General features: G+C 60.9%; 9 protein-coding genes. 2 read left to right on the forward strand and 7 right to left on the reverse strand.

Going from position 1 to position 12,030, the window contains the following annotated elements:
- Positions 1 to 37: 37 nt before the first annotated feature.
- The 6 genes from C4J94_RS17890 to leuC all read right to left on the reverse strand — a co-directional run bounded on the left by C4J94_RS17890 (position 38) and on the right by leuC (position 6,544).
- Complete coding sequence (locus C4J94_RS17890) at positions 38 to 1,048, reverse strand: aspartate-semialdehyde dehydrogenase (protein ID WP_124387385.1); 1,011 nt, start codon at positions 1,046 to 1,048, stop codon at positions 38 to 40.
- A 237-nt stretch (positions 1,049 to 1,285) separates the two neighbouring features.
- Positions 1,286 to 2,398, reverse strand: coding sequence for an aspartate-semialdehyde dehydrogenase (gene asd, locus C4J94_RS17895; RefSeq protein ID WP_124387386.1), 1,113 nt, complete (start codon positions 2,396 to 2,398; stop codon positions 1,286 to 1,288).
- Between the two features lie 64 nt (positions 2,399 to 2,462).
- Entirely contained in the window at positions 2,463 to 3,545 is a 1,083-nt protein-coding gene (leuB, locus tag C4J94_RS17900; protein ID WP_124387387.1) for a 3-isopropylmalate dehydrogenase, read from the reverse strand.
- Positions 3,546 to 3,597: 52 nt separating this feature from the next.
- Complete coding sequence (locus tag C4J94_RS17905) at positions 3,598 to 4,362, reverse strand: class I SAM-dependent methyltransferase (protein ID WP_124387388.1); 765 nt, start codon at positions 4,360 to 4,362, stop codon at positions 3,598 to 3,600.
- Between the two features lie 110 nt (positions 4,363 to 4,472).
- Entirely contained in the window at positions 4,473 to 5,114 is a 642-nt protein-coding gene (leuD, locus tag C4J94_RS17910; protein WP_124371258.1) for a 3-isopropylmalate dehydratase small subunit, read from the reverse strand.
- Between the two features lie 11 nt (positions 5,115 to 5,125).
- The gene (gene leuC / locus C4J94_RS17915) at positions 5,126 to 6,544 is read right to left on the reverse strand and encodes a 3-isopropylmalate dehydratase large subunit (RefSeq protein WP_124387389.1); all 1,419 of its coding nucleotides are present in this window, start codon (positions 6,542 to 6,544) and stop codon (positions 5,126 to 5,128) included.
- A 140-nt stretch (positions 6,545 to 6,684) separates the two neighbouring features.
- Here leuC and C4J94_RS17920 point away from each other — a divergent pair, with 140 nt between their 5' ends.
- Together C4J94_RS17920 and C4J94_RS17925 are read left to right on the forward strand one after the other, a co-directional pair.
- Positions 6,685 to 7,575, forward strand: coding sequence for a LysR family transcriptional regulator (locus tag C4J94_RS17920; protein ID WP_124387390.1), 891 nt, complete (start codon positions 6,685 to 6,687; stop codon positions 7,573 to 7,575).
- A 66-nt stretch (positions 7,576 to 7,641) separates the two neighbouring features.
- Complete coding sequence (locus C4J94_RS17925) at positions 7,642 to 10,920, forward strand: PAS domain S-box protein (protein ID WP_124387391.1); 3,279 nt, start codon at positions 7,642 to 7,644, stop codon at positions 10,918 to 10,920.
- A gap of 67 nt (positions 10,921 to 10,987) precedes the next feature.
- Here C4J94_RS17925 and C4J94_RS27890 read toward each other — a convergent pair whose 3' ends face one another.
- On the reverse strand, positions 10,988 to 11,944 hold the full coding sequence (locus tag C4J94_RS27890) for a hypothetical protein (protein WP_256657552.1): 957 nt from the start codon (positions 11,942 to 11,944) through the stop codon (positions 10,988 to 10,990).
- Between the last annotated feature and the right edge of the window lie 86 nt (positions 11,945 to 12,030).

Here is a 12,030-nt window from a genome sequence, read left to right on the forward strand (position 1 = left end):
GGTGAGAATCAATCTACAAATTGACGCCAAGTATCTTTTACGCAAGGCCTTTTATCAACAACTGCGCCAGCTGCACGGCGTTCAGCGCAGCCCCTTTGCGTACGTTATCTGACGTCAGCCACAGATTTAGTTCCGCCGGGTCGTCGACACCTGCGCGTACGCGTCCTACATAGACAACGTCCTGACCCACCGCATCGCCCACTGCCGTTGGGTAGTCGCCCGCTTCCACCAGCTCGATGCCAGGCGCCGCCTCCAGCATGCGGCTCACCTCAGCCAGATCGGCCGGCGCCCCCAACTGCAGTGACACAGTCAGGCTATCGCCAAAAAACACCGGGGCTTGAACGCAGGTTGCGGAAATCTTCAGCAACGGTGTTTCCAGCAAGGTACGCAACTCATGTACGAGACGTTTCTCCAGGGCTGTATGACCTTGGGCATCTGGCGTGCCGACTTGTGCCAGCAGGTTGAAGGCCACTTGCCGATCAAAGAAGGTCGGCTCCAGCGGGCGCACATTCAACAACTCGGCGGTTTGCCGGGCCAGCTCACTGACGGCCTCGCGTCCCAGGGCAGACACGGCCAGGTTGGCGGTGACGTTCACGCGCTGGATATCCAGCAGGCCGCGCAGTGGCGCAAGTACCACCGCCAGGTGGGTGGCGCACGGGCTGGGGCTTGCGACCTGGAAGGGTTTTTTCAAGCCTTTGAGCTCAGCAGCATTGGCTTCGGGCACCACTGGCGGGGCCTGCTCGGCAGGCAACGCGCCCGACAGGTCGATCACCGAGCAACCGGCGGCGATGGCACGTGGGGCGAAGCTCAGGGTCACTGCCGGGCCGGCCGCGAAGAAGGCCAACTGCGCCTTGCTGAAGTCGAACTCATCGACTTCTTTTACCCGCAGGTTCTTGCCGCGGAACGGTACCGATGCACCGGCGGAGTTGTTGCCCGCCAGCAGATACAAAGTGCCTACCGGGAAGTCCAGCTCTTCGAGAATCTGCACCAGGGTTTCGCCAACGGTACCGGTGGCGCCGATCACGGCGATTTCAAAGGTCTGGGTCATGGGGGCTGCCTCGGGCATTGCGGGGAGCCGCACTTTACCGGTTGGCCGGGGGTGAGGCAATTAACCTGGGGGTTGGGGTGTGACTGATGGCCCTATCGGGGGCAAGCCCCCTCCCACACTTGAATGTGTTCACAGGCCAAAATGTGGGAGGGGGCTTGCCCCCGATAGGGCCCGAAGAACCATAAAAAACCCCGCGCCTGTCACCAGAACGCGGGGTTTTTCAAAGCCTGCAAGCGATCAACGCTCCAGCAGAATCCGCAACATACGACGCAACGGTTCGGCCGCGCCCCACAGCAGTTGGTCGCCAACGGTGAACGCGCCGAGGAATTGGCTGCCCATGTTCAGCTTGCGCAGACGGCCTACCGGCACATTCAGGGTGCCGGTGACCTTGGTCGGGCTCAGCTCCTGCATGCTGATGTCACGGTTGTTCGGCACCAGCTTGACCCAAGGGTTGTGCTGGCTGATCAGCCCTTCGATATCGGCGATCGGCACGTCCTTGTTCAGTTTGATGGTCAACGCCTGGCTGTGGCAGCGCATGGCGCCGATACGTACGCAGATGCCGTCCACCGGGATCGGGCTCTTGAAGCGACCGAGGATCTTGTTGGTCTCGGCCTGGGCCTTCCACTCTTCACGGCTCTGGCCGTTCGGCAGTTCCTTGTCGATCCAGGGGATCAGGCTACCGGCCAGGGGCACGCCGAAGTTTTCGGTCGGGTACGCTTCGCTGCGCATGGCTTCAGCCACGCGGCGGTCGATATCCAGGATCGCACTGGCCGGGTCGGCCAGTTGATCGGCAACCGCGGCGTGAGTGGCGCCCATCTGCTTGATCAGCTCGCGCATGTTCTGCGCACCGGCGCCGGAAGCTGCCTGATACGTCATGGCGCTCATCCACTCGACCAGGCCCGCCTCGAACAGGCCGCCCAGGCCCATCAGCATCAGGCTGACGGTGCAATTGCCACCGACGTAGTTCTTGGTGCCGGCGTCCAGTTGCTGGTCGATGACCTTGCGGTTGACCGGGTCGAGGATGATCACGGCATCGTCCTGCATGCGCAGGCTCGACGCGGCGTCGATCCAGTAGCCCTGCCAGCCGGCTTCGCGCAGCTTGGGGAAGACTTCGCTGGTGTAGTCGCCGCCCTGGCAGGTCAGAATCACATCGAGGGTCTTCAACTCTTCAATGCTGTAGGCGTCCTTGAGCGGGGCAATGTCCTTGCCCACGGACGGACCTTGGCCACCTACGTTCGAAGTGGTGAAAAACACCGGCTCAATAAGATCGAAATCCTGCTCTTCCAGCATCCGCTGCATGAGCACGGAACCGACCATACCGCGCCAACCGATCAGACCTACACGTTTCATCGCAACTACACCTTGTTAAAAAGTGGGCCGCCTTGCAGCGACAACTGCAAGCGGGCCCGAGAGATTACAGATTCCGCAGCGCGGCGACTACAGCGTCGCCCATTTCTTGCGTGCCTACCTGGGTGCAACCCTGCGACCAGATGTCGCCGGTACGCAGGCCCTGGTCCAGCACCAGGCTCACGGCCTTCTCGATCGCGTCCGCCGCGTCGCTCAGGTTGAAGCTGTAACGCAGCATCATCGACACCGACAGAATCGTCGCCAACGGGTTGGCAATGCCCTGGCCGGCAATGTCCGGCGCCGAGCCGTGGCAAGGCTCGTACATGCCCTTGTTATTAGTGTCCAGGGACGCCGAGGGCAGCATGCCGATGGAACCGGTGAGCATCGACGCCTGGTCGGACAGGATGTCGCCGAACAGGTTGTCGGTGACGATCACGTCGAACTGCTTGGGCGCGCGCACCAGCTGCATCGCGGCGTTATCGACGTACATGTGGCTCAGTTCGACGTCCGGGTAGTCCTTGGCGACTTCTTCGACGATTTCGCGCCACAGCTGGCTGGAGGCCAGGACGTTGGCTTTATCCACCGAGCAGACCTTCTTACCGCGTACGCGGGCCATGTCGAAACCGACACGGGCGATACGGCGGATTTCGCTCTCGCTGTAAGGTAGGGTGTCGTAGGCCTGACGTTCGCCATTTTCCAACTCGCGCACACCCCGTGGCGAGCCGAAATAGATACCGCCGGTCAGCTCGCGCACGATCAGGATGTCCAGGCCCGCGACCACTTCCGGCTTGAGGCTCGACGCATCGGCCAACTGCGGGTAGAGGATCGCCGGGCGCAGGTTGCCGAACAGCCCCAGTTGCGCGCGGATTTTCAGCAGGCCGCGCTCAGGGCGGATATCGCGTTCGATCTTGTCCCACTTGGGGCCACCCACGGCGCCCAGCAGCACGGCATCGGCGGCACGGGCACGCTCCAGCGTCTCGTCGGCCAGGGGCACGCCGTGCTTGTCGATGGCTGCGCCGCCGATCACGTCGTGGCTCAGCTCGAAGCCCAGGCTGTACTTGCTGTTGGCCAGTGTAAGGACCTTGACCGCTTCGGCCATGATTTCCGGACCAATACCGTCGCCAGGGAGAATCAGAATCTGCTTGCTCATGGGTTCCTCATTTCATCGAGCGACCTGCCCTTGGCAAGTCGGGAAAGATCAATCAGCGTTCGGCCCACACCACCAGCACGTCGGTGCTGAAGGTGCCGTCGGCTTGAATTTCGTAATAGTCGCGTACTTCCTGGCCCATCGCCTGCTGCAGCTCAAGGATCGCCGCGCGCAAGGCCGGCGGCGTGCGCATGCGCTCGACCCACGAGGTGTATTCCAGGCGCAGGCGCTGGCGGCTGCTGTTGCGCACATGCAAGCCGGCTTCGCTGAGCTGGCGCATCCACTCGGCGGCAGAATAATCGCGCACATGGCTGGTGTCGCGCAGTACTTCGACCGTTTGCAGGTAGGTGTCCAGCAACGGGCTGCCCGGAGACAACACATCCACGAACGCCGCCACGCCACCGGGCTTCAGTACTCGACGCACTTCACGCAGGGCCAGGCCGAGGTCGCTCCAGTGGTGGGCGGAGTAGCGGCTGAACACGAAGTCGAATTCGCCATCGGCGAACGGCAGGCGTTCGGCGGCGCCCTTAACGGTGCTGATATTGGTGAAACCGCGATCTTGCGCAGCGGCGGCGACCACATCGAGCATCTGCTGGGACAGGTCATAGGCGACTACGTCCTTGACCAGTGGTGCAACGTGGAAACTCACATGACCGGCACCGCAACCCAGGTCCAGCAGTCGCGCCGCACCCTGCCCGGCCAGTTCGGCCTGCAGCAGCGCGAATTCGGTGCCCTGGGCGTGTACGGCGCTGCTCAGATAGGCTGCGGCTTGCTCGCCGAATTGTTTTTGCACGACTTGGGTGTGGGCGGTGCTGGTCATGGTGTTTCCCCTGGATTTTTGTGTTGTTAACACTGGCCTCATCGGGGGCAAGCCCCCTCCCACATTTGGAATGCGTACACCTGTGGGAGGAGGCTTGCCCCCTGCCTACATCAATCGCGAAACAACCAAGGCTGGCTAGCGCGATGCTTGGCTTCAAACGCCGCAATCGCGTCACCGTCCTGCAAGGTCAGGCCGATATCGTCCAGGCCGTTGATCAGGCAGTGCTTGCGAAAGGCATCCACTTCGAAGTGATACACCTTGCCGTCCGGACGGGTCACGGTTTGCGCGGCGAGGTCGACAGTCAGTTGGTAGCCCACGTTGGCTTCCACTTGCTGGAACAGCTCATCCACTTCGGCGTCGCTCAAGATGATCGGCAGCAAGCCATTCTTGAAGCTGTTGTTGAAGAAAATGTCGGCATAGCTCGGCGCGATGATGCTGCGAAAGCCGTATTCTTCCAGAGCCCAAGGCGCGTGTTCACGGCTGGAGCCGCAGCCGAAGTTTTCCCGCGCCAGCAGCACACTGGCGCCCTGGTAACGCTCGGCGTTGAGCACGAAGTCCTTGTTCAGCGGGCGCTTGGAGTTGTCCTGGTAGGCGTAGCCCACGTCCAGGTAGCGCCACTCGTCGAACAGGTTGGGGCCGAAACCGGTGCGCTTGATCGATTTCAAGAACTGCTTGGGGATGATCTGGTCGGTGTCGACGTTGGCACGGTCCAACGGCGCGACAAGACCTGTGTGTTGGGTAAAAGCTCTCATCGGGTTTTCCTTTAGATCAATTCGCGAACGTCGATGAAACGACCGTTGACGGCAGCAGCGGCAGCCATGGCCGGGCTGACCAGGTGGGTACGGCCACCGGCGCCCTGGCGCCCTTCGAAGTTACGGTTGGAGGTCGAGGCGCAATGCTCGCCGGATTCCAGCCGGTCCGGGTTCATCGCCAGGCACATCGAGCAGCCCGGCTCACGCCATTCGAAACCGGCTTCAAGGAAGATCTTGTCCAGGCCCTCGGCTTCGGCCTGGGCTTTGACCAGGCCGGAACCTGGCACCACGATGGCCTGCTTGATGGTCGAGGCGACCTTGCGACCTTTGGCGATCACGGCGGCGGCGCGCAGGTCTTCGATCCGCGAGTTGGTGCAGGAGCCGATGAACACGCGATCCAACTGAATATCGGTAATCGCCTGGTTGGCCTTCAAACCCATGTACTTGAGGGCACGCTCGATGGAACCGCGCTTGACCAGGTCGGCTTCCTGCGCCGGGTCCGGCACGTTCTGGTCGACGGCCAGCACCATTTCCGGGGACGTGCCCCAGCTGACTTGCGGCTTGATCTGAGTCGCGTCGAGCTCGACTACGGTGTCGAACACCGCATCGGCGTCAGACACCAAGTCTTTCCAGGCCTGCACCGCAGCGTCCCAATCAGCGCCTTGCGGAGCGAATGGGCGACCCTTGACGTATTCAACGGTTTTTTCGTCAGCCGCCACCATGCCCACGCGGGCGCCGGCTTCGATGGACATGTTGCAGATGGTCATGCGGCCTTCGATAGACAGGTCGCGAATCGCGCTGCCGGCGAACTCGATGGCATGCCCGTTACCGCCAGCAGTGCCGATCTTGCCGATCACCGCGAGCACGATGTCCTTGGCAGTCACACCGAACGGCAACAGGCCTTCAACGCGCACCAGCATGTTCTTCATTTTCTTGGCCACCAGGCACTGGGTGGCGAACACATGCTCCACCTCCGAGGTGCCGATGCCATGGGCCAGGGCACCGAAGGCACCGTGGGTGGAGGTGTGGGAGTCGCCGCAGACCACGGTCATGCCGGGCAAGGTCGCGCCCTGCTCCGGACCGATCACGTGGACGATGCCTTGACGCACGTCATTCATCTTGAATTCGGTGATGCCATATTCATCGCAGTAGTCGTCGAGGGTTTGCACCTGAAGGCGCGACACGGTGTCGACGATGGCGTCGATCCCGCCTTTGCGCTCCGGGGTGGTCGGCACGTTGTGGTCCGGCGTGGCGATGATCGAGTCGACGCGCCATGGCTTGCGCCCGGCCAGCCGCAGGCCTTCGAACGCTTGGGGCGAGGTCACTTCATGGATGATGTGACGGTCGATATAGATCAGCGACGACCCATCATCGCGCCGTTTCACTTCATGGGAATCCCAAAGCTTGTCGTAAAGCGTTTTGCCGGCCATCAGTCGGTCCTCATCAGCGGTGTTTCTTTGCGCCGGGCTTTTCAATAACCCTTTGGCTTGTGAGGCTGATGGTATGGCGCTACATTAAATAACTCAAATTCATATTTTTTATGCTTTGGATTACCAATTGGAATAGCACCATGGACCTGGCCAACCTCAATGCTTTTATCGCTATCGCCGAGACCGGCAGTTTCTCCGGTGCCGGTGAGCGCCTGCACCTGACCCAACCGGCCATCAGCAAACGCATTGCCGGCCTGGAGCAGCAATTGAAGGTGCGTTTGTTCGACCGCCTGGGCCGTGAAGTGGGTCTGACCGAAGCCGGGCGGGCCTTGCTGCCGCGTGCCTATCAGATCCTGAATGTGCTGGATGACACCCGTCGCGCCCTGACCAACCTGACGGGAGAAGTCAGCGGGCGCCTCACGCTGGCGACCAGCCACCATATTGGCCTGCATCGCCTGCCGCCGATCCTGCGCACCTTCACCCGGCAATACCCCAACGTGGCGCTGGATATCCAATTCCTCGATTCGGAAGTGGCCTACGAAGAAATCCTCCACGGCCGCGCCGAAGTCGCGGTGATCACCCTCGCGCCCGAGCCGCACAACCTGGTGCGCGCGACGCCGGTGTGGGACGACCCACTGGATTTCGTGGTAGCTCCCGAACACAGCCTGATCAGCAACGGCACCGTCAACCTGGCCGATATCGCCGGGCACCCTGCGGTGTTTCCCGGCGGCAACACCTTTACCCACCATATTGTCAGCCGCCTGTTCGAAGCCCAAGGGCTGACGCCGAACATCGCGATGAGCACCAACTACCTGGAAACGATCAAGATGATGGTGTCCATCGGCCTGGCCTGGAGCGTATTGCCACGCACCATGCTCGATGACCAGGTGGCAAGTATCGCTTTGCCGGGCATACAGCTCAGTCGCCAGCTAGGCTATATCGTGCACACCGAAAGGACGCTGTCGAACGCTGCGCGGGCTTTCATGAGCCTGTTGGATGCACAGGTCGATTTGCCAGGGGTACCGGCATGACATTGTGCGGCCTCGGTTTTTAAGTAAACCGCGCTGTCTTCCCATCGAGCCAAGGCCCTTTGAATAATGCCTAACCCCGTCGATTCCGTACCACCGCTGCCCCGCATATACGCCTTGGACCCTCAAGAGGCGGAACAACGCTGGGACAGCGCACCGCAACTGCTGTCGGCGCTCAATGCCGCGCGGCTGGGCGCGTGGTGCTGGGAAATCGACACGGGAAAAATCAGCTGGTCACGTGGCACTCAGGCATTGTTTGGCTACGATCCTCGCCAGCCACTGTCCAACGACCTCAATTACCTCGACTTGCTGGCGCCTGAAGACCGCGCTCGCGTGGTGCGGGCGTTTCATGCGGTGCTGGCTGGCGAGCCGGTCGAACAGGCCATGCACCACCGCATTCAATGGCCCGATGGCAGCCTGCACTGGCTGGAGATCAACGGCAGCCTGGTGCCGGACAAAAACGGCCGGCGCCGCATGATCGGCGTGATCCGCGAGATCACTCACCAACGCGAGCGCGAACACGCCCTCAGCCATTCGGAAAAGCGCTTCGCCACGCTTTTCCACCTGTGTCCGAACATGGTGCTGCTAACGCGCCAGACCGACGGCCTGATCAGCGAAGCCAACCACCATTTCGAAATGTTGTTCGGCTGGCCGGTGGCTGCAGCGATTGGCCGCACCACCCTGGAGCTGGGCCTGTGGCGCCACCCGGAGCAACGCGCACAACTGGTCAAGGCCACCCAGCGCAAAGGTGAGTCCATCACCATGGAAGTGCAGTTCTGCGCCAGCAACGGCCAGATCCATGACGGCACGCTCAGTGCACAAAAGGTCGAGCTCGAGGGCGAGGCCTATCTGATCAGCACCTTCCTCGACACCACCGAGCGCAAGAACGCCGAGCAAGCACTCAAGGACAGCCAGGAACGCCTGGACCTGGCGCTGGACTCGGCACAGTTGGGCACCTGGGACTGGCACATTCCTAGCGGCATGCTCTACGGCTCGGCCCGTGCCGCGCAGCTCCACGGCCTGCCGTGCGAACCGTTCCACGAATCATTCGATGCGTTTTTTGAAGGCATGTCCGATGAAGACCGCGAGGGCATGCGCCATGCCTACCGCACCCTGCGCGAAGGCCCGGACGGCAATTACCAATTGACCTATCGGGTGCTGCTGGAAGACGGCAGCCCGCGCTACCTGGAAAGCCGCGCACGCTTGTATCGCGATGAGTCCGGCAAGCCCCTGCGCATGGCCGGCACCCTGCTCGATATCACCGACCAGGTGGAGCGCGAGCTACGCCTGAGCGCTTCCGAAGAGAAATTCGCCAGCCTGTTCCAGGCCAGCCCCGACCCTATTTGCGTCACGTGTCTGGACAGCGGTGCGTTTACCGAGATCAATCCAGCGTTCACCCAGACCTTTGGCTGGACAGCCGCCGAAGTGCTCGACAAAAGCGCCGAGCAGATCGGCCTGTGGGATGAATCAAGCAAGCGCCTGCAACGCATCGAGCAGGTGATCCGCGAGCAGTCGTTGAGCAATGTGGCCATCGTCGTACACGCCAAGAATGGCCAGAGCCTGACCTGCGTGATTTCCAGCCGCTTGATCAAGGTCAGTGAGCAGCCGTGCATCGTGACCACCCTGCGTGATATCACCCAGCAACAACGCTCGGAGGCGGCGCTCAAGGCCAGTGAAGAGAAGTTTGCCAAGGCCTTCCATTCCAGCCCCGACGCCATTTCAATCACCGAGCGCGACACCGGTCGCTATGTGGAGGTCAATGATGGGTTTTGCCGCCTGACCGGCTACCGCGCCGAAGAAGCCATCGGCCTCACCCTGTACCAGATTGGCATCTGGGCCGATGAAAACCAGCGCACCGCGCTGCTGGCCGAACTCGAGATCAAGGGACGCATCCATCACCTGGAAATGCTTTGGCACAACAAACGGGGTGAGGTGCTCGCGGTAGAGGTGTCGGTCGAACCGATTACCTTGAACGAAACGCCGTGCCTGCTATTGACCGCGCGTGACGTGAGCCTGTTGAAAAATGCCCAGGCACAGATCCGCCACCTGGCCTATCACGACCCGCTGACCAACCTGCCCAACCGTGCACTGCTGATGGACCGCCTGAGTCAGCAGATCGCCCTGCTCAAGCGCCACAACCTGCGCGGTGCCCTGCTGTTTCTCGACCTTGATCACTTCAAGCATATCAACGACTCCCTCGGCCACCCGGTAGGCGACACCGTACTGAAAATCGTCACCGCACGCCTGGAAGCCAGTGTGCGCATGGAAGATACCGTGGCGCGCCTGGGCGGTGATGAGTTCGTGGTGCTGCTCAGCGGCCTGGAGGGTTCAAGAACGCAAGTCGGCGGCCAGGTGCAGGAACTGGCCGATACCCTGCGTGAATTGCTCTCGGAGCCGATGTTCCTTGACGGCCACCGCTTGCAGGTGACGCCAAGCATCGGTGTGGCACTGATTCCTGACCATGGCACCACGCCCGCCGATCTGCTCAAGCGCGCCGACATCGCCTTGTACCGCGCCAAGGACTCCGGGCGCAACACCACCCAAATGTTCCATAACAGCATGCAGAAAACCGCCAGCGAGCGTCTGCGCATGGAAACCGACCTGCGCCTGGCCTTGTCACGCGGCGAATTCAGCGTGCACTACCAGCCCCAGGTAGATGCGCGCGGCAACAGGATCGTCGGCGCCGAGGCGCTGGTGCGCTGGCAGCACCCGCAACTGGGCGCGCAGTCACCGACGGAATTTATCAAGGTGCTGGAGGACAGCGGCTTGATCCTGGAGGTGGGCACCTGGATTCTCGATGAAGCGTGCGGCGCCTTTGCGCGGTTGATTGCCGAGGGTCTGGTGGACCCGCTGAGTTTCAGCCTGTGCGTGAATATCAGTCCCCGGCAGTTTCGCCAGAATGACTTTGTGGAACGGGTCGAGCGTAGCCTCACCCAGCACCAACTGCCCTACAGTTTGCTCAAGCTGGAAATCACTGAGGGCATCGTGATCCAGAATCTGGACGACACGGTGATGAAGATGCGCCGCTTGAAAAAACTCGGCGTGAGCTTTGCGATGGATGACTTTGGCACCGGTTACTCGTCCCTGACCTACCTCAAGCGCTTGCCGGTGGATGCGCTGAAAATCGACCAGTCGTTCGTGCGCGACGCGACTCATGACCCCAATGACGCTGAAATCATCCGCGCCATTGTCGCCATGGCCCGCAGTTTGAATCTGGAGGTGATTGCCGAAGGCGTGGAAACCGAGGAGCAATTGGCGTTCCTGCAAAGGCTCGGCTGCCATTTGTATCAGGGGTATTTGCATAGTCGGCCATTGCCGATAGAGGGGTTCAGGCAGTTGCTGGGATAGGGGTATTTTGAAACTCCGTGTTGAAACAGAGTGCAGCCTGGGTTATCCCTGCCCAGGTGCATCATGGTCAAATCAGTGCAACGGCTTGACCATGCGTGGGGACCCGCCCCTGTTTCCCCCATAACTCCTCGCGGCCGTTGATGACCGCCACCGAATGGCCGGTCCGGTTGCACATGCCTATCTGCCCCTGGGCAAGCTCACGCACCGGCACGCGTTTCATGTGGCTTCTCAACCCAAGGCGCAGAAAGCCTTCTCCCGGACCGGTCTCATCTTCGCCGTTGTTGAGGCTGCGAATGGCTGCCTGATAACTTCGACCGGCCGTACCATCATTGTTTTCCATCTGCGCACGCTTGGCGCTCACCGCGAACAGGAACTGCGCATCCTTGAGCATGCCTTTGTCAGGCCCGTTGAATTGGGCGCCCCGGGCACCCTCGGCCAATTCGCGGTCGGTCAACGTGAGCCGAAAGCCATCGCGCATGACCACTTGGTAACCGTCGTGCGTCCTCGCCACCTCCTTGAAAATATCGGTCGGGCTTTGACCGAATCGATACATCGCAGCCTTGATAGCCGACACCGTCACGCAATTGCCATCCGGGCCCTGGCGAAAGCCGCTCCAGATATTGTCGGGCTTCGCGCCGTTGCGCTTTCCCGACAAACCAGGGATCTGCGCTGTGGCATCAGGTTTCGGTAACACCGGTTGGGGAATTACCTGCGGCACAACCGGTGAGGGTAAAGGAACACCGTCAGGCCTATTCCTTTCTTTTTTATCCGTTACCAGAGCGAGCAACTGAGTGAAGAACGAAGTGAATAAAGCCACGACCGCATTGATCGCTTCCGAGTCATTTCCGATACCCGCCGAATGTTGCGGCCTATCACGATAGGCCATAACAGGCGTAGCGCTGATCGACTCGCGACTGACATTGGCTTCAATAGTTCGCTCATTACTTGCACTGAGCGATTCGATCGGCAGTGACCGCCTTACGTCAATGACACGCGCAATATTATTAATGGGAAAGAGTGACATAGAGTTCTCCACACACAGGCACCTCCTCGAAATACACTTCCGAAAAAAAGTGCCTGCATTTATAAAAAGACTGAAGCGCGATGGTT

This window comes from Pseudomonas sp. R5-89-07, from assembly GCF_003851685.1.
Taxonomy (GTDB): Bacteria; Pseudomonadota; Gammaproteobacteria; order Pseudomonadales; family Pseudomonadaceae; genus Aquipseudomonas.

What these genes read in the sequence shown, in the direction of transcription:
- leuB (WP_124387387.1), bottom strand. Translation starts at nt 3,545, where the DNA reads ATGAGCAAGCAGATTCTGATTCTCCCTGGCGACGGTATTGGTCCGGAA.
- C4J94_RS27890 (WP_256657552.1), bottom strand. Translation starts at nt 11,944, where the DNA reads ATGTCACTCTTTCCCATTAATAATATTGCGCGTGTCATTGACGTAAGG.
- asd (WP_124387386.1), bottom strand. Translation starts at nt 2,398, where the DNA reads ATGAAACGTGTAGGTCTGATCGGTTGGCGCGGTATGGTCGGTTCCGTG.
- C4J94_RS17905 (WP_124387388.1), bottom strand. Translation starts at nt 4,362, where the DNA reads ATGACCAGCACCGCCCACACCCAAGTCGTGCAAAAACAATTCGGCGAG.
- C4J94_RS17925 (WP_124387391.1), top strand. Translation starts at nt 7,642, where the DNA reads ATGCCTAACCCCGTCGATTCCGTACCACCGCTGCCCCGCATATACGCC.
- leuD (WP_124371258.1), bottom strand. Translation starts at nt 5,114, where the DNA reads ATGAGAGCTTTTACCCAACACACAGGTCTTGTCGCGCCGTTGGACCGT.
- C4J94_RS17920 (WP_124387390.1), top strand. Translation starts at nt 6,685, where the DNA reads ATGGACCTGGCCAACCTCAATGCTTTTATCGCTATCGCCGAGACCGGC.
- C4J94_RS17890 (WP_124387385.1), bottom strand. Translation starts at nt 1,048, where the DNA reads ATGACCCAGACCTTTGAAATCGCCGTGATCGGCGCCACCGGTACCGTT.
- leuC (WP_124387389.1), bottom strand. Translation starts at nt 6,544, where the DNA reads ATGGCCGGCAAAACGCTTTACGACAAGCTTTGGGATTCCCATGAAGTG.